Annotated in this window: 20 protein-coding genes and 1 pseudogene; 9 read left to right on the top strand and 12 right to left on the bottom strand. The window is 65.4% G+C overall.

All coding sequences use genetic code 11. The features are described 5' to 3' along the window. Window positions 1-8 precede the first annotated feature (8 nt). Together IEG05_RS07925 and IEG05_RS07920 are read right to left on the bottom strand one after the other, a co-directional pair. Window positions 9-2748: pseudogene (locus tag IEG05_RS07925) on the bottom strand (AMP-binding protein). Window positions 2749-2895: 147 nt separating this feature from the next. Beyond that, complete coding sequence (locus IEG05_RS07920) at window positions 2896-3828, bottom strand: LysR substrate-binding domain-containing protein (protein WP_046618075.1); 933 nt, start codon at window positions 3826-3828, stop codon at window positions 2896-2898. 162 nt (window positions 3829-3990) lie between these two features. Here IEG05_RS07920 and IEG05_RS07915 point away from each other — a divergent pair, with 162 nt between their 5' ends. Next, on the top strand, window positions 3991-5415 hold the full coding sequence (locus IEG05_RS07915) for an aspartate ammonia-lyase (protein WP_014822023.1): 1425 nt from the start codon (window positions 3991-3993) through the stop codon (window positions 5413-5415). Window positions 5416-5505: 90 nt separating this feature from the next. Then, window positions 5506-6765: a dicarboxylate/amino acid:cation symporter gene (locus IEG05_RS07910; RefSeq protein WP_046618077.1), complete on the top strand. Its 1260-nt coding sequence runs from the start codon at window positions 5506-5508 to the stop codon at window positions 6763-6765. Between the two features lie 21 nt (window positions 6766-6786). Here IEG05_RS07910 and pdxR read toward each other — a convergent pair whose 3' ends face one another. Further along, window positions 6787-8256, bottom strand: coding sequence for a MocR-like pyridoxine biosynthesis transcription factor PdxR (gene pdxR, locus IEG05_RS07905; RefSeq protein ID WP_191121859.1), 1470 nt, complete (start codon window positions 8254-8256; stop codon window positions 6787-6789). Between the two features lie 94 nt (window positions 8257-8350). Here pdxR and IEG05_RS07900 point away from each other — a divergent pair, with 94 nt between their 5' ends. Further along, window positions 8351-8983: an FMN-binding negative transcriptional regulator gene (locus IEG05_RS07900; RefSeq protein WP_046618079.1), complete on the top strand. Its 633-nt coding sequence runs from the start codon at window positions 8351-8353 to the stop codon at window positions 8981-8983. Window positions 8984-8996: 13 nt separating this feature from the next. Beyond that, window positions 8997-9437 (top strand): GNAT family N-acetyltransferase, encoded by a 441-nt coding sequence (locus IEG05_RS07895; protein WP_046618080.1) that lies wholly within the window; start codon window positions 8997-8999, stop codon window positions 9435-9437. 4 nt (window positions 9438-9441) lie between these two features. Here the strand turns inward: IEG05_RS07895 and IEG05_RS07890 are convergent, their stop codons facing one another. Beyond that, the gene (locus tag IEG05_RS07890) at window positions 9442-10260 is read right to left on the bottom strand and encodes a helix-turn-helix domain-containing protein (RefSeq protein WP_041015381.1); all 819 of its coding nucleotides are present in this window, start codon (window positions 10258-10260) and stop codon (window positions 9442-9444) included. 170 nt (window positions 10261-10430) lie between these two features. Between IEG05_RS07890 and IEG05_RS07885 the strand changes: the two genes are divergently transcribed. From IEG05_RS07885 to IEG05_RS07875, 3 genes are all read left to right on the top strand, one after another. Further along, complete coding sequence (locus tag IEG05_RS07885; RefSeq protein ID WP_046618156.1) at window positions 10431-11852, top strand: alanine/glycine:cation symporter family protein; 1422 nt, start codon at window positions 10431-10433, stop codon at window positions 11850-11852. A 102-nt stretch (window positions 11853-11954) separates the two neighbouring features. Continuing rightward, window positions 11955-12938, top strand: a complete 984-nt coding sequence (locus IEG05_RS07880) for an asparaginase (RefSeq protein WP_046618081.1) — start codon at window positions 11955-11957, stop codon at window positions 12936-12938. A gap of 121 nt (window positions 12939-13059) precedes the next feature. Then, window positions 13060-13869 (top strand): substrate-binding periplasmic protein, encoded by an 810-nt coding sequence (locus tag IEG05_RS07875; protein WP_046618082.1) that lies wholly within the window; start codon window positions 13060-13062, stop codon window positions 13867-13869. A 41-nt stretch (window positions 13870-13910) separates the two neighbouring features. Here IEG05_RS07875 and IEG05_RS07870 read toward each other — a convergent pair whose 3' ends face one another. The 6 genes from IEG05_RS07870 to IEG05_RS07845 form a co-directional block, all read right to left on the bottom strand. Beyond that, entirely contained in the window at window positions 13911-14609 is a 699-nt protein-coding gene (locus IEG05_RS07870; protein ID WP_014822032.1) for a carbonic anhydrase, read from the bottom strand. A gap of 52 nt (window positions 14610-14661) precedes the next feature. Then, window positions 14662-15570, bottom strand: a complete 909-nt coding sequence (gene glsB / locus IEG05_RS07865) for a glutaminase B (protein WP_046618084.1) — start codon at window positions 15568-15570, stop codon at window positions 14662-14664. A 66-nt stretch (window positions 15571-15636) separates the two neighbouring features. Further along, the gene (locus IEG05_RS07860) at window positions 15637-15939 is read right to left on the bottom strand and encodes a P-II family nitrogen regulator (protein WP_014822034.1); all 303 of its coding nucleotides are present in this window, start codon (window positions 15937-15939) and stop codon (window positions 15637-15639) included. 1 nt (window position 15940) lies between these two features. After that, window positions 15941-16882, bottom strand: a complete 942-nt coding sequence (locus tag IEG05_RS07855) for a sodium-dependent bicarbonate transport family permease (protein ID WP_042922987.1) — start codon at window positions 16880-16882, stop codon at window positions 15941-15943. Between the two features lie 200 nt (window positions 16883-17082). Continuing rightward, window positions 17083-18900, bottom strand: coding sequence for a sodium-extruding oxaloacetate decarboxylase subunit alpha (gene oadA, locus IEG05_RS07850; protein WP_046618085.1), 1818 nt, complete (start codon window positions 18898-18900; stop codon window positions 17083-17085). A 10-nt stretch (window positions 18901-18910) separates the two neighbouring features. Then, the gene (locus tag IEG05_RS07845; protein ID WP_014822037.1) at window positions 18911-20326 is read right to left on the bottom strand and encodes an acetyl-CoA carboxylase biotin carboxylase subunit; all 1416 of its coding nucleotides are present in this window, start codon (window positions 20324-20326) and stop codon (window positions 18911-18913) included. 237 nt (window positions 20327-20563) lie between these two features. Between IEG05_RS07845 and IEG05_RS07840 the strand changes: the two genes are divergently transcribed. Further along, window positions 20564-21523 (top strand): LysR family transcriptional regulator, encoded by a 960-nt coding sequence (locus IEG05_RS07840; RefSeq protein WP_272872745.1) that lies wholly within the window; start codon window positions 20564-20566, stop codon window positions 21521-21523. Here IEG05_RS07840 and IEG05_RS23260 read toward each other — a convergent pair. Both IEG05_RS23260 and hexR read right to left on the bottom strand, forming a co-directional pair. After that, the gene (locus IEG05_RS23260; RefSeq protein ID WP_041754611.1) at window positions 21468-21680 is read right to left on the bottom strand and encodes a PA3496 family putative envelope integrity protein; all 213 of its coding nucleotides are present in this window, start codon (window positions 21678-21680) and stop codon (window positions 21468-21470) included. The genes IEG05_RS07840 and IEG05_RS23260 overlap by 56 nt on opposite strands. Before the next feature lie 100 nt (window positions 21681-21780). After that, the gene (gene hexR / locus IEG05_RS07830) at window positions 21781-22647 is read right to left on the bottom strand and encodes a transcriptional regulator HexR (RefSeq protein WP_014822039.1); all 867 of its coding nucleotides are present in this window, start codon (window positions 22645-22647) and stop codon (window positions 21781-21783) included. Window positions 22648-22789: 142 nt separating this feature from the next. Between hexR and zwf the strand changes: the two genes are divergently transcribed. Then, window positions 22790-24232, top strand: a complete 1443-nt coding sequence (zwf, locus tag IEG05_RS07825) for a glucose-6-phosphate dehydrogenase (RefSeq protein WP_031297446.1) — start codon at window positions 22790-22792, stop codon at window positions 24230-24232. Window positions 24233-24743: the final 511 nt, after the last annotated feature.

Here is a 24743-nt window from a genome sequence, read left to right as displayed (position 1 = left end):
GAGCATGATCAGGGCACCAGACCATCGCGCTCGCCCGGCTCGGCCAGCGGCAACATCAAGCCGCTCTGACCAGGCATTGCCGCAGCCGGATCCTCCAGCAGCGCGCGCAGCGGCGTGGCGATGGAGGCGGTGTAGTCCTTGACACAGCGATGATGGCCGCCGAGCACGTCGTAACTCTCGAAGCTCGCACCCATGTCGCGCCAGGCGCGACTGGTGTAGTCGGCGGAGAAATACACCACCGGCGCGTCGATGCGCCGGGGCAGGTAGCGCGCCATCACCAGCGAGTACTGCAGGAAGCGCACGCGCACCTCACGATCACGCGCGGTGGGTGGTGTCGGCACGTGACCGGCCAGCCGCTGCTGCACCATGCGCACGCTGCGCCGCGACAGCTTCCAGGCCAGGTTGGCGAAGCGCTTGGGGTAGGGCCACTTGCTGGTTTCACCGAAACGGCTGAGCGCCTCGTAGGCGCGGGCAAGGTGCATGTCCGGCAGCACGCGGTCGAGGGTACGCAGGATGGCCCGCGACCACGGGCGAACATTGGCAGTGGGCGGATCGATCAGAGCGACGATCTCCACCTCATGGCCCGCCTCGATGAGCAAACGAGCGGCCTCGAAGGCCACCAGCGCGCCGTTGCAGTAGCCGCCGATGCGGTACGGTCCCTGCGCCTGGCGCGCGAGGATCAGGCGGCAGACGTTCACGCGCCATCTGCTGCACCGACTCTGGTATCAGCTCGTTGTCCATGCCATGCGGAGCGATGGCCGTCAGCGGCTGCTGCGGGCCGAGCAGCCGGGCCAGGCGACGGATGTAATAGCCGCCATGGGCGAAATCGCCGTGGAACCAGAACAACGGCGTGCGCCCTGGCTGAGCGTTGAAATCGATGACCGGAATGATGTGGTTGGCAAGATTCTCCAGGCGTGCTGCCAGCTCGCGGGCAGTCTCCGCCTCGACCAGCAACGACTCGGGGATCACCCGCCCGAGCATCTGCTCCAGCTCGGCAAGCATTTCGGTGGCCAGCAGCGAGTCACCACCACAATCGAGAAAGTTGTCGCTCGGGCCGACCGCCTCGGTTTTCAGCAGTCGCCGCCAGAGCGCCAGCACCTGCTGCTCCAGTTCGGACGCCGCCTCGGCCACCGCCGCGGCCCTGGCCCGCGCGCTGCGCTGCTCGAGGTAGGCATCCGCCAGCCGATGCCGCAACACCTTGCCGGTCAAGCCACGCGGCAAGGCTTCGATGATCTGCACGCGCCGCGGCACCTTGAAGTACACCAGCTCGCCCCGCAGGTAGCGCTGCAGCTCCTCGGACGCCACCTGCATGCCAGGGCGTAGCACCACGGCGGCGGCGACGTCCTGGCCGAGGCGCTGATGCGGCACGGCGAACGCCGCTGCATCGGCCACCGCCGGATGGCGCAACAGCACCGCATCGACTTCCGGCAGGCTGACCTTCTCGCCGCCGCGGTTGATCACTTCCCGCAGGCGTCCATGCAGGCGCAGGAAGCCGTCCTCGTCGAGGCTGCCGATGTCGCCGGTGTGGAACCAGCCGTCGCGCAGCACCTCGCGGTTGAGCGTGTCATCGCCGAGATAGCCAGGCATCACCGTCGCGCCACGCACGCGGATCTCGCCGCGCTCGCCGGCCGCCAGCGGAATGCCGTTCTCGTCGACGATGCTCAGGGTTTCCGGCCAGGGCCGACCGACCGTGTCCGCCTTGCGCTCGGTCGGGGTGTTGACGGCAATCTGCGCGGCCTCGCTGGAGCCGTAGTGCTCCAGCAGCGGGAAGCCCATGGTCTGCTCGAAGGCATCGATGATGTCCTGTCCCAACGGCGCGCCGCCGGATGAGGCGAAGCGCGGCCGCTGCGTGCCCAACCCTTCGGGGTGCGCGCTGGCCGCTTCGAGAATTGCGCGGTGCAACGCTGGGCCGGCGGAATACCAGCTCGGCCGCAGGCTTTCGAACCACTCGTGCAGGTCCACCACCGCCGGGCTGAGCGGAAAGGCGACGCTGCCGCCGGTGAGCAGCGGCGTGAGGATGGTGACCTTCAGCCCGTGGGAGTAATAGGGCGCCGATACGCACAGGCAGCGGTCGCTGGCATCCAGGCCGAACCAGCGCTGCCACTTGCGGGCGGCAGTCAGCATGTTGCGATGGGTGAAGGGAATCAGCTTGGGCAACGCCGTGGTGCCGGAGCTGCGCAGGATGAACGCCGGAGCGTCTGCCTCGGGCAGATCATCGGCGGCCGGCTGTGCAGCAGCCAGCGGCATGTCGAGCTGTAACGCCGGGCTGCCGTCCGCGGCCGCTTCGGCTCTGATCAGCGTCAGCCCGTGGCGCTCGGCGGCCGCCCGGCCCTGCTGATCGCCGTCACTGCTGATCAGCAGGGCATCGAGCGGCAGCTGTTGGAGAAACTGATCCAGTTCGGCCGGGCCGAGGCGCGGATCGAGCGGTACGGCAACCGCGGAACAGGCGACGGCAATGATCGCGACCGCCGCCTGCGGGGCTTCTGGCAGCAATACGCCGATGCGCGCGTCGCGGCCGAAGCCGGCCAGGCGCAACTGGCGACGGGTCTGCTCGATCATCTGCTGCAGGCCGCGATGGTCCAGCGGCGCGAAGCGTGTCGAAAGCACCGCCGATCGATCAGGTGCGCCATGCGCCACGCGGCTCAGCGCGGCATGCAAAGTGACGGGCTCGATGCCGGCGGTCGCCGGGTCGGGCGCAGCAAAGACCGAGCCCGCAGGGGGCACGGCGGCGTCGGAGTCGTAATTCACGGCTGTCTGTCCTTGGCTAGAGTCCGGCCTGGCCATGGCACGGATTGCTCAGCTAAGACAGCGTCGCCCGAAAAAGTTGCCTCGCTCGAAGCAACAAAATGTGTGCAGTTAACCGCTTGTTACGCACATTTGGCTGCGTGGGGCGCTTTAACCTGCCGCTTCGCCCGCCTGTCGCTGCGCTTGCGCGGCACGGTTTTCCAGCCTTCGCCAGAGCAAGCGCACTGCACCCTTGCGCATCAGCGAGCAGCGATACAGGCGGATTTCCAGTGGTACGCGCCATTGCTCGCTACCACAGATCGCCAGCTCGCCACGCTGCAGCTCGGGCTCGACGCTCAGGCGCGGCACCCAGGCAATGCCCAGCCCCTGCAGTGCCATGCTCTTCAGGCTGTCGGCCATCGCCGTCTCGTAAACGGTGGTCGAGCGCAGTGCGCGCTGACGCAACAGCAGGTTCACCGAGCGACCGAGAAAGGCGCCAGCGCTGTAGGCCAGCAGCGGCACCGTCTGGCCGCTGTCGACGTCGTACAGCGGCGTGCCGTCATCACCCGCCGCGCAGACCGGCAGCATTTCGGTGCGGCCCAGGTGCAGCGAGGGGAACAGCTCCGGGTCGAGCTGCAAGGCAGCATCCGGGTCGTAGTAGGCGAGAATCAGGTCGCAGCCGCCTTCGCGCAGCACATGCACGGCTTCGCCGACGTTGGTGGCGATCAGCCGGGTGGCGATGTTCAGCCCGTCGTGGCGCAGGCCGGCGATCCACGCTGGGAAGAAGCCCAGCGCCAGCGAGTGCGCGGCGGATATCTGCAACACCTCGCCCTGCTGGCCCTCGACGTGGTGCAGATGGCGCACCACTTCGCCGAGCTGTTCGACCATGTTGCGCGCACTGACCAGGAACAGCTGGCCGGCCTCGGTCAGCTCGATCGGCGTGCGCGAGCGGTTGATCAGTTGCAGGCCGAGCGCCTCTTCCAGCGAGCGTATCCGCCGGCTGAAGGCCGGCTGCGTGACGAAGCGGCGTTGCGCGGCCTGGGAGAAGCTGCGAGTCGCCGCCAGCGCCACGAAATCCTCCAGCCACTTGGTTTCCAGATTCACCTGAACATCCCTCGATACGATTGCGACCGGCACAAAGTCACACGGACATTATGCCGTTTCAGCATAGGGCAGCCAGCAACGGCATTGGCCGCGAAACGCCTGAAAGCCTTATTTTAGGCGCACTGCAGCACTGCCTGCGCCTACCGAAGCCACATTACCATCATGTCCGAAGTTGCATCATCGCGGGTCGAAAAAGACCTGCTTGGCACCCTCCCCGTTCCTTCCGACGCCTACTACGGCATCCAGACCCTGCGCGCATTGCACAACTTCCGCCTCTCCGGCGTGCCGCTGGCGCATTACCCGAAGCTGATCGTCGCCCTGGCGATGGTCAAGCAGGCCGCCGCAGACGCCAACCGCGAGCTGGGCTACCTGCCCGAAGCCAAGCACGTGGCAATCAGCCAGGGCTGTGCACGACTGATTCGCGGCGAATTCCATGAGCAGTTCGTGGTGGACATGATCCAGGGCGGCGCCGGCACCTCGACCAACATGAACGCCAACGAAGTAATCGCCAACCTCGGCCTTGAGGCGATGGGCCACGCCAAGGGCGAGTACCAGTACCTGCACCCGAACAACGACGTGAACATGGCGCAGTCCACCAACGACGCCTATCCGACGGCGATTCGCCTGGGCCTGCTGCTCGGTCACGACACCCTGCTCGCCAGCCTGGAGAGCCTCTGCCAGTCGCTGACCGGCAAGGGCCATGCCTTCGCCCACGTGCTGAAGATGGGCCGCACCCAGCTGCAGGACGCCGTGCCGATGACCCTCGGCCAGGAATTCCACGCCTTCGCCACCACCCTCGGCGAGGATCTGCACCATCTGCGCGGCTTCGCCCCGGAGCTGCTGCTGGAAGTGAACCTCGGCGGCACCGCGATCGGCACCGGCATCAATGCCGACCCGCGCTACCAGGCCATTGCCGTGCAGCGCCTGGCGCAGATCAGCGGCCAGCCGCTGCGCCAGGCCGCCGACCTGATCGAAGCCACCTCGGACATGGGCTCGTTCGTGCTGTTCTCCGGCATGCTCAAGCGCCTGGCGGTGAAGCTGTCGAAGATCTGCAACGACCTGCGCCTGCTCTCCAGCGGCCCGCGCACCGGCTTCAACGAGATCAACCTGCCGCCGCGCCAGCCGGGCAGCTCGATCATGCCGGGCAAGGTCAATCCGGTAATCCCCGAAGCGGTCAACCAGGTCGCTTTCGAAGTGATCGGCAACGACCTGGCGCTGACCATGGCCGCCGAGGGCGGGCAGCTGCAGCTCAACGTCATGGAGCCGCTGATCGCCTACAAGCTGTTCGATTCGATCCGCCTGCTGCAGCGCGCCATGGACATGCTGCGCGAGCACTGCATCGAAGGCATCACTGCCAACGAAGACCGTTGCCGCGAGCTGATGGAAAGCTCCATTGGCCTGATCACCGCGCTGAACCCCTACATCGGCTACGACAACAGCACCCGCCTGGCCCGCGAGGCGCTGCTCGGCGGCCGCAGTGTGCTGGAGCTGGTGCGCGAGGAGCGTTTGCTCGACGACGCCATGCTCGCCGAGATCCTGCGCCCGGAAAACATGATCGCGCCACGCCTGGCACCGCTGGTGGTGTGATCGCCCCAAGCGCCCGGCCCCCATGCCGGGCGTTCGCTTTACGAGCCACCAGCCCGGCTTGTTCGCACAATAAAAACAACAGGAAAACCCATGACTCAGAGTACGACCCTCTCCGCTCCCCTGCGCCTGCTCGTCCGCCTGCCGCTCTGGCAGCAGATCCTCATCGGCCTGGCCCTCGGCGTCGCCGCCGGCATGGCCTTTGGCGCAGACGCGCAGCTGCTGGCACCGATCGGCACGCTGTTTCTCAATGCGATCAAGATGCTCATCGTGCCGCTGGTGTTCGTTTCGCTGGTGGCCGGCATAACCTCGATGCAGGACAGCGCCAAGATCGGCCGCATCAGTCTGAAGACCATCATCATCTACCTGGTGACCACTGCCTTCGCGGTCAGCATCGGCCTGCTGTTCGGCGCGCTGTTCACCCCGGGCGAAGGCATGAACATGGTCGCCAGTGGCAGCGAGCAGGCCAAGCAGGCGCCCTCGCTGGTGTCGATTCTGGTCGGCCTGGTGCCGGCCAACCCGGTCACCGCCTTCGCCGAGGGCAACATCCTGCAGATCATCGTCTTCGCCATCGCCCTGGGCGTCAGCATCAACCTGATCGGCGAGCGCGGCGCGCCGGCGGTGCGCCTGTTTGATGCGCTGGCCGAGAGTTTCTACAAGCTCACCGATCTGGTGATGCGCGTCGCGCCGATTGGCGTCTTCGCCCTCACCGCCGGCGTCGTCGGCAGCCATGGTGCTGAAGTACTGCTGCCGCTGGCGGGCGTGATCGGGGTGATCTACCTGGCCAGCATCGCCCACGTGCTGCTGGTCTACGGCGGCCTGCTCGGCCTGCTGGCGCGGCTCAATCCGCTGCGTTTCTTCCAGGGCATCGCCCCGGCGCTGGCGGTGGCCTTCAGCACCTCGAGCAGCTCCGGCACTCTGCCGGTGTCCATCGAATGCGCGCGCAAGAACCTCGGCGTATCCGAAGGTGTGGCGGGCTTCGTGCTGCCAGTAGGCGCGACCATCAACATGGACGGCACGGCGATCTATCAGGGCGTGCTGGCACTGTTCATCGCCCAGGCCTTCGACATTGACCTCAGTGCCGGGCAGTACGCGATGATCATCCTCACCGCGACGCTGGCCTCCATCGGCACCGCCGGCATCCCCGGCGCCGGGCTGATCATGCTCGGGCTGGTACTCACCGCTGCCGGCCTGCCGCTCGAAGGCGTGGCGCTGATCGCCGGGATCGACCGCATCCTCGACATGGCACGCACCACGGTGAACGTCGCCGGCGACCTGATGACCACCACGCTGGTCGGTCGCAGCGAGCAGGAACTCGACCGAGCGGTGTACGACGCCAGCAACAAGGAGTGAGCGCCGTCCGGAGACCTGCCGCTAGCTCGGCAGGTCCCAGGCGTGACGCAGGCGTTGCAGCGCGGCGATGATTTCCACTTTCGGAACCGCCGCAAAACCCAGCACCAGGCCGCCCGGTGCGCCTCTCGGCGCCTGACCGTCCAGCCAGTAGTCGGCCAGCCCGTTCATTTCCACCTCGGCCGCTCGCGCCGCGGCAACCAACTCGGCTTCGCGGGCGTGGCTGTGCACCGGCACGCACAGATGCAGCCCGGCATCCACCGCCGGCAACGCGCCGCAACCGGGGATCGCCTCTGGCCAGTGCTGCAACAGGGTGTCGCGGCGCACCCGGGCGGCCTGGCGCATACGGCGCACGTGACGCTGAAAATGGCCGGCGGCGATGAACTCCGCCATCACCATCTGGCTGCCAATGTCCGAGTGACGCATATCCAATGCGCGGCGACGGGCGAAGGCCTCGGCCAGGCCGGGAGGCAACACCAGGTAGCCGAGGCGCAGCGCGGGGAAGGTGATCTTGCAGAAAGTGCCGACGTAGAGCACCCGCCCCTGCCGGTCCAGCGCCGCCAAAGGCGTCAACGGCGTGCCGCTGTAACGGTACTCGCCGTCGTAGTCGTCCTCGACGATCCAACCCTCGTTGCGTTCGGCCCACGCGAGCAGTTCCAGGCGCCGCGCCAGCGACAGGGTCACGCCGGTCGGGTACTGATGCGAGGGCGTGACATAGGCCAGCCGACAGCCTTCGATCTGCGCGAGGGCGGCGGTATCCAGTCCCTCGCCATCCACCGCGACCCCACACAGCTCGGCGCCAGCCACGGCGAAGGCATGGCCGGCGGCGCGATAGCCGGGATTCTCCAGCGCGACACGATCGCCGGGCTGCACCAGCAGCTGGGCACAGAGGCTGATGCCCTGCTGTGCGCCGCAGGTGATAACCACCTGGGACGGATCGCAGTTCAGCCCACGACTGCTGCGCAGGTAGGCCGCTACCAGTTCGCGCAAGGCAGGCTCACCCGCCGGGTCGCTATAGCCCAGGCGCGCCGGCGATGGCTTGCGCCAGAAACGCGCCGTGAGCCGCGCCCAGATTTCGAAGGGAAAAAGATCGAAGGCCGGTACGCCGATGCGAAAGGCACGCGGCGCACCGCTCACCGGCGGCACCAAGTGATTACGCTGCAGGCGCAACAGCGCCTCGGTCGGCGCCACCCCGGAAGCAGACGGCTGCATCAGCGGCCGCGCGCTGCCGAGTTCCACCACGTAGGTGCCATCGCCTACCCGGCCTTCGATGTAGCCCTCGGCGTAGAGCTGATCGAACGCCCGGGTAACGGTGTTGCGTGACACTGCCAGCAATGCCGCCAGATCGCGACCGGCTGGCAGCCGACTTCCTCCAGCCAGACGCCCGTCGAGGATGCGCTCGCGCAGGGCCTGATAGAGCTGGCGTGTCAGCCCCTGGCCGCGCTCCAGGCAAATGCCGGAAAGATCGACAGGCAACGGGGGTGTGGTCGGCATAGGTCGCATTGGCTCTATCAAAGTCACAAGTAATGGATCTTACAGCGGGCCAATATCCTGCCTAGCATGGCAACACTGTATTTGGAGAGACGCCATGTACCTGCCAGCCTCATTCCGCCAGGACGATCTTGGCGAGTTGCATCGCCAGATTCGGGCGATGCCGTTCGCGCTGCTGACCAGCGCGGGCACGGACGGCGTGCAGGCCAGTCACCTGCCGCTGCTGCTGGAATCGGACGAAGGCGAGTTCGGCACGCTCTACGGGCACTTCGCCAAGGCCAATCCGCACTGGCGCGAGCTGCAGGACGGCTGCGAAGCGCTAGCCGTGTTCAGCGGCCCTGACGCCTACATCAGCCCCAGCTGGTATCCGACCAAAGCGGAGCACGGCAAGGTCGTACCGACCTGGAACTACATTGCCGTGCATGCCCGCGGCCCGGTGCAGCTGATCGACGACCGCAAGAGCCTGCTGCAGATCGTCAGCCGCCTCAGCGATCAGCATGAAGCCAGCCGCCCACAGCCCTGGGCCGTAAGCGATGCACCAGACGACTACCTGGACGCCATGCTGCGCGCCATCGTCGGCTTCGCCCTGCCGATTCGCCGGCTGGAGGGCAAGTGGAAACTCGGGCAGAACCGCTCGCCGGCGGACCAGGCCGGGGTTCGCCAGGGCCTGGCCGCCTCGCTCGATCCACGCGACCAGGCCCTGGCCGCACGCATGCCCATCACCGATTGAAGAGGAATGCACTGTGCCTGAGATCCGCCCTATCACCGCTGCCGACCACGCTGTCTGGAGAGAACTCTGGCAGAACTATCAACGCTTCTACGCCGCTGCGATTGCGGAGCAGACCAGCGACCTTACCTGGCAGCGCTTCCTCGATCCAGCCGAGCCGATGCATGCCGCGTTGGCCTGGCATGACGGCCACGCCATCGGCCTGGTGCACTGGATCTTCCATCGCAGCTGCTGGACCCGCGGTGACTACTGCTACCTGCAGGATCTCTACGTGGCCGAGGGCACCCGCGGCAAAGGCATCGGTCGGGCGCTGATGGAGCACGTCTACGCCAAGGCCGCAGCCGCTGGCGCCTCGCGCGTCCACTGGCTGACCGAGGAGACCAACTATACGGGGCGCATGCTCTACGACCGCATCGCCGAACGCTCGGGCTTCATCCAGTACCGCAAGATCCTCTGAGCCTTCACTCGATGCCGAACAGCCCGTTCTCCACATGCGGCGTCGCCAGGCGCTCGCGGATGTCCAGGTCGATGCGCGGGTCGTCCGGGCTGTAGAGCATCACCTGGCGATAGGCGCTGACACGGTTGATCTCGCGGCCCAGGTATTCCCACACCACCGAGGTGCACGCTGGCGTGCGGCGGTCGCCCGAAGAGACGCCGGTCTTCATTCCGTTAAGACGGGTGATGCGGCTCTTGAAGCTGGGAATGAGGATGGTCTGGCTCATCTCGTTGAGCGTCAGCGACTCGTAGTCGATCAGGAACAGGCGGTCCTGCAGGCCGAACGCCGCGCCGAGGTAGCGGCAGCGTACCCAGTCCTCGGCGTGGCCGAGGGTAGGGCTGGCGCGTTCCTGGCGCTCTTGACGCTCGAAGAGGTAGAGGCCGTTTTCCTCGCGCAGATGCACCAGCGAGATGAGGATGCTGCCCGGCACCGACATGCAGTTGGCGTATTCGAAGTAGTAGCCGCAATAGCGCGACAGACTCGCGGCGTGCTCGCGCAACGGCTGCAGCAGGGCCAGCAGCGGATCGGTCCGCGGCAGCGCCTGGGCTTCCGGATGGCGCGCCCCGACCAGCCGGGCGAACTGCTCGGGCGGCATTTCCAGCTCGTAGCCCTCGACCCCGAAGAAGTCGCCGATGCGTTTGAGGTTGAACGGCGTGGGACGGCTCTGCCCGCCCAGGTACTTGTTGAACTGCGCCCGATTGATTGCCAGCTTGCGGCACACCTCGGCAATCGAGCGGTAGTGACTGCAGAGCAACTTGAGGTTTTCGGCGAGGTGGGAGGTCATGGGATGCCCTGACGGTTGGCGCGAGTGTCGCCATTCTAGCATCAGGTCGCGCCACATCGCGGCCAGCCGCGAAATTGCTCCGCACGCCCTGCTGTTGAAACATCCCCCGCTTGCACGGCGCAGCGGCGCGCGCCGGACGCCCTAACAACGACAACAAGGTGAACATCGCCATGCTCGACCTTCTCAACGACCTTATCTGGAGCAAACTGCTGATCGTCATGCTGATCGGCCTGGGTCTGCTCTTCACCATCCGTTCCGGCTTCGTCCAGTTCCGCTATTTCGGCAACATGTTCACGATCTTCGGCCACGCCTTCGAGCGGCAGCCGGGGCAGCTCTCCTCCTTCCAGGCGCTGATGCTCTCGGTGGCCGGCCGGGTCGGCGCCGGCAACATCGCCGGCGTGTCCGTGGCGATCATGCTCGGCGGCCCGGGCGCGATCTTCTGGATGTGGGTGGTGGCTCTGGTGGGCATGGCCACCAGCTATTTCGAATGCTCGCTGGCCCAGCTGTACAAGCGCCGCGAACCCGACGGCACCTACCGCGGCGGCCCGGCGTTCTACATCCAGCACGGCCTCGGCCAGCGCTGGCTGGGCATCCTGGTGTCGATCCTGCTGCTGATGACCTTCGGCTTCGGCTTCAACGCCGTGCAGTCGTTCACCGTCGCCAGCTCGCTGCACGACACCTTCGGCGTACCCACCGTGGCCAGCGGCATCGCGCTGACCCTGGTGATCGGCGGCATCATCTTCGGCGGCATCCGTCGCATCGCCAAGTGGGCCGACGTGCTGGTGCCGGTCATGGCGTTTTCCTACCTGGGCATGGCGCTGTTCGTCATCGGCAGTAACTTCAGCGCGATTCCGGAAACCTTCGGCCTGATCTTCCGTAGCGCCTTCGGCCTCGAGCAGGCCTTCGCCGGCGGCATCGGCGCGGCCATTCTGATGGGCGTCAAGCGCGGCCTGTTCTCCAACGAGGCGGGCCTGGGCAGTGCGCCGAACGTCGCTGCGGTGGCCGAGGTCAAGCACCCGGTGGCGCAGGGTATCGTGCAGTCGCTGTCGGTGTTCATCGACACCATCATCCTGTGCAGCTGCACCGCGCTGATCATCCTGCTCTCCGGCGTCTACGAGCCGGGCATGGACCAGGCCGGCGTGGTGCTGACCCAGACCGCCGTCGCTGCCGTCGTTGGCGAGTGGGGCCGGGTGTTTGTCACCGTCGCACTGCTGCTGTTCGTGTTCACCACGCTGATCTACAACTACTACCTGGGCGAAAACGCGCTGGGCTTCTTCACCGAGAAGCGCACCCCGGTAGTGATCTACCGCGTGCTGGTGATCATCCTCGTGCTCTGGGGGTCAGTGCAGGACCTGGGCACCGTGTTCGCCTTCGCCGACGTCACCATGGGCCTGTTGGCCATCGCCAACCTGATCGCCGTGGCCCTGCTGTTCAAGGTCGGTCTGCGCCTGATGCGCGACTACGACAGCCAGATCCGCGCCGGCATCGAGCAGCCCGTGCTCGATCCGAAGGACTTCGCCGACCTGGATCTCGACCCGGCCGTGTGGAAGGCGAACATGCCCGCCACACCCGACACCACCGAGCGCCGCTAAGCGCTCCGACGCGACCGGCCAGCCCTCTGCGCAACCGCGCACGGGGCTGGCCCCATCCGCCTGTATTTCTGATGGTCTGCGCCGAACGAGCGAGGAGCGCGTGTGAATCAATCAATCGAACGCCTGCTGGTGCTCTACACCGGCGGCACCATCGGCATGCAACAGAGCGCCGCCGGGTTGATGCCAGCCTCCGGCTTCGAAGCTCGCCTGCGGGCGCAGCAGGCGCTGGAAGCCGGGCCGCTGCCGAGCTGGACCTTCCGCGAACTGCAACCGCTGCTGGACAGCGCCAACATGCAGCCGACCCACTGGCTGCAGATGGCGTCCGCCGTCCGCGATGCCGTGGCGCAGGGCGACTGCGATGCGGTGCTGTTGCTGCACGGCACCGATACCCTGGCCTACAGCGCCGCTGCGTTGTCCTTCCTGCTGCTGGATCTTGAGATCCCCGTGCTGCTCACCGGCGCCATGCTGCCGGCGGGAAGCCCGGGCAGCGATGCCTGGCCCAACCTGTTCGGCGCCATGCGCGCCCTGCAGGCCGGGCAGGTGCACGGTGTGCAACTGTTCTTCAACGGCGTGCTGCTGCACGGCGCGCGGGTCAGCAAACTGCGCAGCGACGCCTTCGACGCCTTTGCCGAGGCGCCGCGCAAGCGCCTCGCCGCAGCGGCCAGCGAACGTCCGCCGGCGCTGTTGCCGCAGCGACCGGCGCAGGTCGTGGTGCTGCCGTTGTACCCCGGCGTCGGTGCCGCGCAGGTGCAGGCGCTGGTCGCCAGTGGCGCCCAGGCGCTGCTGCTCGAATGTTATGGCAGCGGCACCGGTCCGACGGGCGATGCCGCATTCATCGAAGCGTTGCGCCACGCGCATCGACAGGGCGTGGTGCTGGCGGCGATCAGCCAGTGCCCGGGCGGCCATGTCGACTTCGACGTCTATGCCACCGGCAGCGGCCTGCGCGATGCCGGCCTGGTCTCCGGCGGCGGCATGACCCGTGAAGCGGCGCTGGGCAAGCTGTTCGCTCTGCTCGCCGCCGGGCTCGATCACGCCGAGGTGGAACACTGGTTCTGCCGCGACCTCTGCGGCGAAATGGCCGACTGAAAACGACACCGGCAAAAATGCGCGCTGCCCCGCAGGGCAGCGCGGCCGGCTGGCGATGTCCCGGCAGCACCGCTACCCTTGCTCACGCCAACAACAAGAAAAGCGTCAAGGAGCCGATGCCATGGCCAGATCCCGAACTGCCGGGGCGCTGTTCGTCCTGCTCATCAGCGCTGCATGCGCCGCCCAGGCCGAACTGCCTGCCAACTATCAGATCACCCTGCAAACCGACAGCTTTCCGCCCTTCAACATGGGCCCCAACAGCAAGGGCTTCGCCCGCGGCGACGATGTGCAGGGCATCGATGCCGACACCGTGCGTGACATCTTTCGCCGCGCCGGCATCGCCTACAACCTGACCCTGCGCGGCCCCTGGAGCCGGCTCTACGAGCAGACCCGGCAGCAGCCCGCCCACGGCCTGTTCTCGGTGGCGCGCACGCCGCAGAACGCCGGACAGTTCAAGTGGGTCGGGCCGCTGGCCCATCACGCCAGCGTGCTGCTGGCGCCGGCCGACAGTGGCCTGAAGTTCGACAGCCTGGAGCAGGCGCAGGGCTACCAGATCGGCGGCCACGCCAACGGCAGTGTCAGCCTGTTCCTGGAAAGCCAGGGCATCCGCACCAGCAACAGCCTCAACGACGCTGAAAACCTGCGCAAACTGCTGACCGGGCGCATCGACCTGTGGGCGGTGGCCGACCCAGTGTGGCGTCATTACGCGCGGCTGCAGGGCGTCGACGAGAGCCAGCTGCGCATAGCGCTGAGCTATCGCAGCGAACCGCTGTATCTGGCACTGAGCCCTGATACGCCGGACGAAGTGGTCAACCGCCTGCAGAAGGCACTTGAGGAAGTGATCGCCGAAGGCTACGCCGGCTGCAGCAAGACCCCTGACCTGTGCTACCTGATTCAGGAGCGCGGCACGACGCTGGCCGGCGGTCGCTGACCCCGCGCCTCGTCAGCAGACCGAAACCGCCCGGAAGCGCTTCAGCTCACCTGATAGCGCGCCCGCGGCGTGGCCATCGGCAGCGGGCCGTCGCCGACCAGGCGGAACTCGCCCTTCTCGGCATCGTAGGCACGAATCTCGCTGGTCCCGATGTTGTACACCCAGCCGTGGATGAACAGCTGACCGCTGGCCAGCCGCGCTGCCACCGAGGGATGCGTGCGCAGGTGGTCGAGCTGGGCCACCACGTTCTCCTCGGTAAGGATGCCGAGGGTGTTGTGGTCGGCGCAGCCACAGTTCTGCTCGACTACGATCTTCGCCACCTCGGCATGCCGCAGCCAGCCCTTGACCGTCGGCATGCGCTCCAGCTGAGCCGGGTTGAGCACCGCCTTCATCGCGCCGCAGTCGGAGTGGCCGCAGACGATGATGTGCTGCACGCCAAGCGCCATCACGGCGAACTCAATGGCGGTCGACACGCCACCATTCATCTGCCCGTAGGGTGGCACCACGTTGCCGACGTTGCGGGTGACGAACAGGTCGCCGGGCGAACTCTGCGTGATCAGCTCGGGGATGATTCGCGAATCGGCGCAGGTAATGAACATCGCCCGTGGGGTCTGCTCGTAGGCGAGCTTCTCGAACAGCTCGCGCTGCTCGGGATAGACCTCTTCGCGGAAGCGCTTGACGCCCGAGACGATGTGTTCGAGGGCCTCCTGGGCGGTTTCGCTCTTCTTGCCGTCATTCATGCTTGGTTCTCTCCAGAGGAATTCGAAGGGTAGGCGCCGCCGCGACGGCGCGTCAGAAGATGGACCAGCCAATACGCTGCGACAGCGCCTCGAGGGCGGCCATGCCGATCAGCGAATTGCCCGCGGCGTTGAGCTCCGGCGACCAGACGCAGACGGTGAAGCGGCCCGGCACCACCGCGACGATGCCGCCGCCCACCCCGCTCTTGCCGGGCAGGCCGACGCGATAGGCGAAGTTGCCCGCCTCGTCGTACAGCCCGCTGGTGGCCATGATCGCGTTGACCTGCTTGGTCTGGCGCGGCGCCAGCACCGTCTCGCCGCTTTGCGGACAGGCACCATCGCGGGCGAGAAAGGCGAACGCGCGGGCCAGGTCGACGCAGTTCATGCGCAGCGCACAGTGATGAAAATAGCTGCGTAATACCGCTTCGACATCGTTGTGGAAGTTGCCGAAGGCCTGCATCAGGTAAGCCATGGCCGCATTGCGCGCGCGGTGCTGATATTCGGATTCGGCGACGCGGGTGTCGGAAACGATCTGCCGGTTGCCGGACAGGTGCCGGACGAAATCACGCATCGACAGCTCCGGGGTGGCGAAGCGCGACTGGTTGACGTCGCAGATTATCAGCGCCCCGGCGTTGATGAACGGGTTGCGCGGGCGGCCGCGTTCGAACTCGAGCTGCACCAGTGAATTGAACGGCTGCCCCGAAGGCTCGTGGCCTAGCCGCTCCCATAACGACTCGCCGCGATGGGCGATGGCCTGCACCAGGCTGAACACTTTCGAAATGCTCTGGATCGAGAACGGCGTCTGCGCGTCGCCGGCTTCGAAAATCTCGCCCTCGGCACTGCACACGGCAATACCCAACTGGTTGGGCGGCACGTCGGCCAGCGCCGGGATGTAACTAGCCACGCGACCTTGCCCGAGCAGCGGGCGTACATCGTCGAGAATTTCCTGCAGCAGGGCGTGCATCGAAGGCTCCATCGGTCCTGAGTCCAGGGTGGACGCCCGCCGGCCGAGGGGCATCACAGCGCGCGGTCAGAACTTCTCGGGCCGCAGCACTTCCACCTCGGCCAGATAGCAGACCATGGCGAAGTTTTCGTAGTAGCGCGCCTGCAGGTGCTCGGCGATACGCTCGGCGATCTCGCGGCTGCAGATCACCTCCAGGCGGATATTGCCGTCGGTATCCCAGCCGGCGCTGCGCACCCCGCGGCTGCCGCTGCCACGGGCGTCCGACAGGGTCCAGCCCGGAGCGCCCAGGTTTTTCAGGTCGGCTTCCAGCTTGTGTTCCAGCGCTGCCTCGCAGATCACGGTCAGCAGCGTACGATTGTGCGCGTTCATCTCAGAACCCCCAGGCGATCAGCCGCTCGGCCAGGGCCAGGTAGAGCGGAATGCCGATCAGGATGTTGAACGGAAAGGTGATGCCCAGCGACGCGGTCAGCGACAGCGACGGATTGGCTTCCGGTACCGCCAGACGCATCGCCGCTGGCACCGCAATGTACGAGGCACTCGCCGCCAGCGTGGCGAGCATCGCCGTACCGCCCAGCGACAGACCCATGAAGCGCGCCAGCAGGGCGCCGATCAGCGCACCGATCAGCGGCATCAGCAGCGCAAAGGCAGCGAGCTTGAAGCCGTAGCGCTTGAGCGAGCCGAGCTGGCCGGAGGCGATCAGGCCCATCTCCAGCAGGAAGAACGCCAGCACCGGTTTGAACATGCTGGTGTACAGCGGTTCGAGCGGTTTGATGGCCTCCTTGCCGGCGATCGCACCGATCAGCAGGCCACCGAGCAGCAGCATGATGCTCTTGCCAAGGAAGATCTCGCGGCCCAGTTCCTTCCAGTCGGTATCGCGCGACACGCCCTTGGCCAGCAGAATGCCGACCAGGATCGCCGGGATTTCGAGAATCGCCACGAACAGCGGCATGTAGCTTTCGAAGAAGATTTCCCGCGCCGCCAGATAGGCCACCACGACGGCGAAGGTACCAGCGCTCACCGAACCGTAGTGCGCCGCCACCGCCGCCGCGTTGACCCTGTCGAAGCGCAACCCGCGCAGCAGGATGAAGGCCAGGATCGGCAGCAACACGCCCAGCCCCAGCACCAGCAGCGACTGCCCCAGAAGCGCCGCACTGGCCTGTTCGGCCAGCTCCACACCACCGTGCAGACCGATCGCCAGCAGCAGGATGATCGACAGCGTCTCGTAGAGCGCCGGCGGCAGCTTCAACTCGCTCTTCACCAGGCCCGCAAACAGGCCGAACACGAAGAACAGCACTACTGGGTCGATACCCATCTACAGTCTCCACAGCTTGGACAATGGACCGATCCCTGGCAGACATTGGCTCGAAAAAAAAGGAGCCGCAAGGGCTCCCAAAGGGGACACACTGCCCGCGCCGTCCGTTCCGCTGGCTGCCGCGCATGCTTGCGCAGCGCGGCCAAAACAGTCGAAACGACGCTGGCGTGACGTGATCAGACCGCCACGCCACCCTTCACTCAGCCCTCGATCTCTATCAAGACATCGCCTGGATTCACCCGGTCACCTTTGGCGACATGCACGGCCTTGACCGTTCCGCTCATGGGCGCCTGAATCTCGGTTTCCATCTTCATCGCTTCGCTGATCAGTACGGCCTGGCCAGCCTTGACCACGTCGCCTTCCTTGACCAGCACGTCGACCACGTTGCCCGGCATGCTGGTGCTGACGTCACCCGGACCGCTGGCCTGCTTGCGCTGGCTGCCGCCGCTGCCGCCGACGAAGTTGTTCAATGGCTCAAACACCACCTCTTCCGGCATGCCGTCGATGGAAAGGAAGAAGTGCCGCTTGCCTTCGCCCTTGACGCCGACACCGGTGATATCCACGCGGTAGGTTTCGCCATGCACGTCGATGACGAACTCGGTCGGCACGCCCTGCCCGCCTGCAGCGGTCGCGGTGCTGCCGTCAGGGATCGGCAGCAGTGTTTCCGGTACCAGCGTACCGGCCTCACGCTCCTCGAGGAACTTGCGGCCGATGTCGGGAAACATGGCGTAGGTCAGCACGTCTTCTTCGGATTTGGCCAGCGCACCGACTTCCTGGCGCAGCTTGTCCAGCTCCGGCTTGATCAGGTCGGCCGGGCGCACGTCGATGATCTCTTCACCGCCGATGGCCTGGCGCTGCAGCTTGGCGTCGATGGTGCCCGGCGCCTTGCCGTAGCGGCCCTGCAGGTAGAGCTTCACCTCGTTGGTAATGGTCTTGTAGCGCTCGCCGGCGAGCACGTTGAAGAACGCCTGGGTGCCGACGATCTGCGAGGTCGGGGTTACCAGCGGCGGGTAGCCGAGGTCCTTGCGCACGCGCGGAATCTCGGCGAGCACTTCATCCATGCGGTTGAGCGCACCCTGCTCCTTCAGCTGGTTGGCCAGGTTGGAAATCATCCCGCCCGGCACCTGGTTGACCTGCACACGCGTATCGACGCCGGTGAATTCGCTTTCGAACTGGTGGTACTTCTTGCGCACCGCGTAGAAGTACAGGCCGATTTCCTGCAGCAGCTCCAGATCGAGGCCGGTGTCATAGGGCGTGCCGCGCAGCGCGGCGACCATCGATTCGGTGCCGGGATGACTGGTGCCCCAGGCCATGGAGGAAATGGCGGTGTCGATGTGGTCGGCGCCGTTCTCGATGGCTTTCAACTGGCACATGCTGGCGACGCCAGCCGTGTCGTGGGAGTGAATGAACACAGGCAGGTCGATCTCGGCCTTCAGCGCGCGCACCAGCTCGCCGGTGGCGAACGGCGTGAGCAGGCCGGCCATGTCCTTGATGGCGATGGAATCGACGCCCATGTCGCGCATCGCCCGACCCTGCTCGACGAACAACTCGACGGTATGCACCGGGCTGGTGGTGTAGGCGATGGTGCCCTGGGCGTGCTTGCCGGTCTTCTTCACGGCCTTGATCGCGGTTTCCAGGTTTCGCACGTCGTTCATCGCGTCAAAGATGCGGAACACGTCGATGCCGTTCTCCGCCGCCTTGGCGCAGAACGCTTCGACCACATCATCGCTGTAATGGCGGTAGCCGAGCAGGTTCTGCCCGCGCAGCAGCATCTGCAGTCGGGTGTTGGGCAGCGCCGCCTTGAGCTGGCGCAGGCGCTCCCAGGGGTCTTCCTTGAGGAAGCGCACGCAGGCGTCGAACGTGGCGCCGCCCCAGACTTCCAGCGACCAGTAGCCGACACGGTCGAGCTTTTCGCAGATCGGCAGCATGTCTTCAGTGCGCATGCGGGTGGCCAGCAGCGACTGATGGGCGTCACGCAGGATGGTGTCGGTAACGGTGATTTTCTTCTGAGCAGTCATGGTTCGTTCCTCACAGTCCTGCGTGGGCGGCGATGGCAGCAGCGATGGCCAGGGCCAGCTCGCCCGGCTTGCGTTTGATCGAGTAGTTCAGCAGTTCCGGATGGTTCTCGACGAAGCTGGTGTTGAACTGGCCGCTGCGGAAATCCGGACTGGCGAGAATCTGCTGGTAGTAGGTGGCGGTGGTCTTCACGCCTTGTACGCGCATGTCGTCCAGCGCACGCGAACCGCGGGCCAGCGCCTCTTCCCAGGTCAGCGCCCAGACGATCAGCTTCAGGCACATGGAGTCGTAATACGGCGGAATGGTGTAGCCGGTATAGATCGCCGTGTCGGTGCGCACACCGGGGCCGCCCGGCGCGTAATAGCGGGTGATCTTGCCGAAGCAGGGCAGGAAGTCGTTGCGCGGCTCCTCGGCGTTGATGCGGAACTGCAGGGCGAAGCCGCGATACTGGATGTCCTCTTGCTTGACCGACAGCGGCTGGCCGGAGGCGATGCGGATCTGCTCGCGAACGATATCGATCCCGGTGATTTCCTCGGTGATGGTGTGTTCCACCTGCACCCGGGTGTTCATTTCCATGAAGTACACCTCGCCATCGGCGAGCAGGAACTCCACGGTGCCGGCGTTCTCGTAACCCACCGCCTTGGCCGCACGCACGGCCAGGTCGCCGATATAGGCGCGCTGCTCGGGGGTGAGCTGCGGGCTCGGGGCGATCTCGATGAGCTTCTGGTTGCGGCGCTGGATCGAGCAGTCGCGCTCGAACAGGTGCACGGTATTGCCGAACGAATCGGCGAGGATCTGCGCCTCGATATGCTTGGGTTCGACGATGCACTTTTCCAGGAAGACTTCAGCGCTGCCGAAGGCCTTGGTCGCTTCGGAAATCACTCGCGGAAAGGCCGATTCCAGCTCTGCCTGCGAGTTGCAGCGACGAATGCCACGACCGCCACCACCGGAGGTGGCCTTGAGCATCACCGGATAGCCGATACGCTCGGCTTCGCGCAGCGCCTCGGCAAGATCGGCGACGTTGCCCTCGGTGCCCGGCGTGACCGGCACGCCGGCCTTGATCATGCTGCGCCGCGCTTCGGTCTTGTCGCCCATGCGGCGGATGACTTCGGCGCTGGGGCCTACGAAGCGGATGCCACGTTCGGCGCAGATCTCCGCCAGTTCGGCATTCTCGGAAAGAAATCCATAGCCTGGATGCAGCGCATCGCAGCCGGTTTCCACAGCCAGGTTCACCAGCTTGCGCGGGTTCAGGTAGCCGGCCAGCGGGTCTTCGCCAATGAAATGCGCCTCGTCGGCACGCTTGACGTGCAGCGCGTGGCGGTCGGCTTCGGAGAATACCGCCACCGAGCGGACACCCATTTCGGCACAGGCGCGGACGATGCGCACCGCGATTTCCCCGCGGTTTGCGATCAGCAGCTTCTTGATCACGCTGTCTTCCCTCGGATCGTTGAGCAGGCGACCCGCGTGCGGGTCATGATCACTCGCATTTGCAACGAGCCGTTTCACCCTACGCCCGCTGGGGGGATTACTGAAAATGAATAATTGTTTGCTTGAGAATAAGTAATTACTTATAGATACGCCCTGAGCAGCATTAATCTGGCCGAACGGTCAGCGCCGCCGGCAACGGCAACGGGGTTGCGCTTCAATAATATTGCGGAGAACGTGATGCGAAAATCGTTGATGCGCATGACATTGCGCCAGCTCCAGGTATTTCGCGCCGTGTGCGAAACGCACTCGTATAGCCGTGCGGCGGAGGAAATGGCGCTGACCCAGCCCGCCGTCAGTTTGCAGATTCGGCAGCTCGAGGAACTGGTCGGTCAACCGCTTTTCGAGTACCTCGGCAAGAAGCTCTACCTGACCGATGCGGCTGAAGCGCTACAGCGCGCCAGTACCGACATCTTCGGTCGCCTGGACAGCCTCGACATGCAGCTCTCGGATCTGCAGGGCTCGTTGCAGGGGCAGCTCAACCTGGCGGTTGAATCCAGCGCCAAGTACGTCACGCCGCACCTGTTCGCCGCCTTCAAGCGCCTGCACCCTGAGATCAGCCTGCAACTGGTGGTGGTCAACCATGCCCAGGCGGTCAAGCGCCTGTCGGTGAGCCGTGACGACCTGCTGATCATGTCTCAGGTGCCTACCGACATGGACCTGGAGTTCATGCCCTTCCTGAACAACCCGATCATCGCCGTGGCGCCACCCGACCATCCGCTGTGCAACGCCGCCACGCTGTCCCTGCAGGACCTCACGGACTATCCCCTGCTGGTGCGGGAGCCCGGCTCGGGCACGCGACGGGCCGGCGAGGACTACCTGCGCCAGAAGCGCGCGCATTTCGCCCAGACCATTCAGGTCGCGTCGCTGGATGCGCTGCGCGAATGCGTGGTGGCCGGGCTCGGCCTGGCGCTGCTGCCGCGCCATGCGGTGCATCTGGAGCTGGCCAACGGGCTGCTACGCGAGCTGCCGGTCGAGGAATTGCCGCTGTATCGCAGCTGGTGCGTGGTGCATTCGCGCGGCAAGCGCCTGACTCCGGTGGCCCAGGCGTTCTTCGCCTTCCTCCGTGAAGAGCGCGCGCAGATCAGTGCGCTGGCGGAGCGCTTCGCCGGCTCGCCGACGACGAGCGCAGCGAGCTGATCACCAGCGCATCGGCGTAGTCGTTCAACTCGGCATGCAGCTGACGCTGCTCGGTATAGCTTTCGATGGCGCGGCGAAAACGCATGCGCCGTTCATCCTGCTGTTTGCGGCGGGACTTGCTGTCGAGCTGGCTGCTGTCGTCGGTGTGCCGGAGCATGAGGCGATCTCCCAGAACAGATATGGAGAGATCAGCATCGACGTCATGGATGACAAACTGAAGTCAGGGCGATTACGCGACCGTGAAGGTGAGCGGCGCCTCAGTCGTCGTGCGTCTTGACCTTCTGCGGCGACAGGCGAAGGCTGCGCAGGCTGCGCTTCACGCTCTTGAGGTGATTGACCAGACTCGGTCCACGCGCCATGGCAACACCCATCGCCAACACGTCGATCACTACCAGGTGAGCGATACGCGAGGTCAGCGGGGTGTAGATCTCGGTGTCTTCCTGTACGTCGATTGCCAGGTTGATGGTGGCCAGCTCGGCCAGCGGCGTCTGGCTCGGGCACAGGGTGATGAGCGTCGCGCCGGATTCACGCACCACGTTGGCGGTGATCAGCAGATCCTTCGAGCGACCGGACTGCGAGATGCAGATCGCCACGTCGGTGGGCTTGAGCGTCACCGCCGACATGGCCTGCATGTGCGGATCGGAATAGGCGGCAGCTGACAGCAGCAGACGGAAGAACTTGTGCTGGGCGTCGGTGGCCACCGCGCCGGATGCGCCGAAACCGTAGAACTCCACGCGCTCGGCCTTGGCCATGGCAGCGATGGCGCGCTGCAGCGCTTCGGGGTCGAGCCGCTCGCGCACTTCCATCAGCGTGTGCAGCGTGGTGTCGAAGATCTTCAAGGCGAAGTCGGCCACCGAATCGTTCTCGCTGATGGCGAACTGACCGAAGCTGGCGCCAGCCGCCAGGCTCTGCGCCAGTTTGAGCTTGAGATCCTGAAAACCCAGGCAACCGATGGCGCGGCAGAAGCGCACGATGGTGGGTTCGCTGACACCAACCACGTGAGCCAGGTCGGCCATGGAACTGTGCATCACCGACGCCGGATCGAGCAGGACATGGTCGGCCACTTTCAGCTCCGACTTCCGTAGCAGGCTTCTGGATTGGGCGATGTGCTGCAGCAGATTCACGTTCCGGACTCGCTATGCTCTCGTCTGATGGCTTTGCTCGGGCGCGATCGACGCCGCTCAGCCGTCAGCGGGTTGTAGTGGGGCGGTAGTTATACTACAAGCCTCGCCACGACGCCCATTTTTTGGCCCTGGGAGAGAATCGATGTCGATATCCTGTGACATGCTCGTGTTCGGCGGGACCGGTGACCTGACGCTGCACAAACTGCTTCCGGCGCTCTACCACCTGCACCGTGACGGGCGCCTGCACGCCGACGTACGGATACTCGCCCTGGCGCGCAAAAAGCTCGACCGCGACGGCTACTTGGCCCTGGCAGAGCGGCATTGCCGCGCGCAGGTCGCCCGCAGCGACTTCAGCCCTGACACTTGGCAGGCCTTTGCCCAGCGCCTGGACTACTTCGCCATGGACGCCAACCAGCGCGGCGACTACGTGCGCCTTGCCCATCACCTCGGTCAGGCCGACGGTCGTGTGCGGGTGTATTACCTGGCGACCGCGCCGGACCTGTTCGAACCCATCGCCGCCAATCTCGAAAGCGCCGGGCTGGCCGGTGACGATGCGCGCATCGTGCTGGAAAAGCCGATCGGCCATTCGCTGGACTCGGCGCTGGAAATCAACGAATCGATCGGCGCCGTGTTCCCCGAGTCGCGCATCTACCGGATCGATCACTACCTGGGCAAGGAAACGGTGCAGAACCTCATGGCGCTGCGCTTCGCCAACGCGCTGTTCGAGCCGATCTGGCGCTCCGGGCATATCGACCACGTGCAGATCACCGTCGCCGAAACCCTCGGCGTGGAGAACCGCGGCGGCTACTACGACAACGCCGGCGCGATGCGCGACATGCTGCAGAACCACCTCCTGCAGCTGCTCTGCCTGGTGGCAATGGAGGCGCCGGTGCGTTTCGATGCCAAGCACATCCGCGGCGAGAAGGTGAAGGTGCTCGAGGCGCTCAAGCCGATCACCGGCAACGACGTGCTGGACAAGACCGTGCGCGGCCAATACGGCGCCGGCCGCATCGGTGGCCACGACGTGCAGGCCTACTACTTCGAGCCGAACATCGACAACGACAGCGACACCGAAACCTTCGTCGCGGTGAAGGCCGAGATCGACAACTGGCGCTGGGCTGGTGTGCCCTTCTACCTGCGCACCGGCAAGCGCATGGCGCGCAAGCGCTCGGAGATCATCATCACCTTCAAACAGGTTCCGCACCTGCTGTTCAGCAAGGGTGAAGTGAACCGCCTGGTGATCAGCCTGCAGCCGGAAGAAAGCATCAGCCTGCAGCTGATGGCCAAGGCACCCGGCAAGGGCATGCAGCTGGAACCGGTGGAGCTGGATCTGAACCTGGCGCACGCCTTCAGCAGCACCCGTCGCTGGGAAGCCTACGAGCGGCTGCTGCTGGATGTGATCGAAGGCGACTCCACGCTGTTCATGCGCCGTGACGAGGTCGAGGCGGCCTGGAACTGGGTCGATCCGATCCTGCGCGGCTGGCACAGCTACTACCGCAAGCCGCGCCCCTATCCGGCCGGCGAGGACGGCCCGGAACAGGCCCATCAATTCATCGAACGCCAGGGTCATCGCTGGTGGCAATGAAGTTGTCTGGCACAACTTCCGACAACTTCGCCACAGCCCCCGCATAACGCGAGATAGAGCGGATCGGCAGACTTTCTGAAATCATCGATCGCGGCCACCACAACTACGCCGAGCAACTAGCTCGGCCGTGGCCAGATCGAGCCGACATACAGACGTCACATCATCGAAATATCATCGGTAGTTCACGCCGCCATTTAGTGCTATTTCCGCGTCGATTCTCAGCCTGATTCTTCCCTGCACACTTATCCACAGCACGCCATGCTCAACAGCGCGTGCATGGCGAACGATTCGGGCATCGATCAACCACAGCAAAGCCAGCATTCATGCCGCTTGCAGCTACGTCATGGCCACTCAAGGCGAACTTCTGCGCACCACCGCCATCGAACTTCTCGCGACACTCCCGAAACTTCCCCGTAACTATCAGCCTTCACCGCCAGCCTGGCGAAATGAAACAGACTGAAACATCCACGGCGCAATCGCCGTAATTACGCGGGATCGAGCGATATATGCA

Source organism: Stutzerimonas kunmingensis (assembly GCF_014764705.1).
Taxonomy (GTDB): domain Bacteria; phylum Pseudomonadota; class Gammaproteobacteria; order Pseudomonadales; family Pseudomonadaceae; genus Stutzerimonas.
This window is presented reverse-complemented; position numbering and strand designations above follow the sequence as displayed.

Bases quoted from the DNA above. Each gene is read 5' to 3' on its own strand.
- IEG05_RS07915 (WP_014822023.1), top strand. From the start codon at position 3,991: ATGTCCGAAGTTGCATCATCGCGGGTCGAAAAAGACCTGCTTGGCACC.
- IEG05_RS07910 (WP_046618077.1), top strand. From the start codon at position 5,506: ATGACTCAGAGTACGACCCTCTCCGCTCCCCTGCGCCTGCTCGTCCGC.
- pdxR (WP_191121859.1), bottom strand. From the start codon at position 8,256: ATGCCGACCACACCCCCGTTGCCTGTCGATCTTTCCGGCATTTGCCTG.
- IEG05_RS07900 (WP_046618079.1), top strand. From the start codon at position 8,351: ATGTACCTGCCAGCCTCATTCCGCCAGGACGATCTTGGCGAGTTGCAT.
- IEG05_RS07890 (WP_041015381.1), bottom strand. From the start codon at position 10,260: ATGACCTCCCACCTCGCCGAAAACCTCAAGTTGCTCTGCAGTCACTAC.
- IEG05_RS07885 (WP_046618156.1), top strand. From the start codon at position 10,431: ATGCTCGACCTTCTCAACGACCTTATCTGGAGCAAACTGCTGATCGTC.
- IEG05_RS07875 (WP_046618082.1), top strand. From the start codon at position 13,060: ATGGCCAGATCCCGAACTGCCGGGGCGCTGTTCGTCCTGCTCATCAGC.
- IEG05_RS07870 (WP_014822032.1), bottom strand. From the start codon at position 14,609: ATGAATGACGGCAAGAAGAGCGAAACCGCCCAGGAGGCCCTCGAACAC.
- glsB (WP_046618084.1), bottom strand. From the start codon at position 15,570: ATGCACGCCCTGCTGCAGGAAATTCTCGACGATGTACGCCCGCTGCTC.
- IEG05_RS07860 (WP_014822034.1), bottom strand. From the start codon at position 15,939: ATGAACGCGCACAATCGTACGCTGCTGACCGTGATCTGCGAGGCAGCG.
- IEG05_RS07855 (WP_042922987.1), bottom strand. From the start codon at position 16,882: ATGGGTATCGACCCAGTAGTGCTGTTCTTCGTGTTCGGCCTGTTTGCG.
- oadA (WP_046618085.1), bottom strand. From the start codon at position 18,900: ATGACTGCTCAGAAGAAAATCACCGTTACCGACACCATCCTGCGTGAC.
- IEG05_RS07840 (WP_272872745.1), top strand. From the start codon at position 20,564: ATGCGAAAATCGTTGATGCGCATGACATTGCGCCAGCTCCAGGTATTT.
- IEG05_RS23260 (WP_041754611.1), bottom strand. From the start codon at position 21,680: ATGCTCCGGCACACCGACGACAGCAGCCAGCTCGACAGCAAGTCCCGC.
- zwf (WP_031297446.1), top strand. From the start codon at position 22,790: ATGTCGATATCCTGTGACATGCTCGTGTTCGGCGGGACCGGTGACCTG.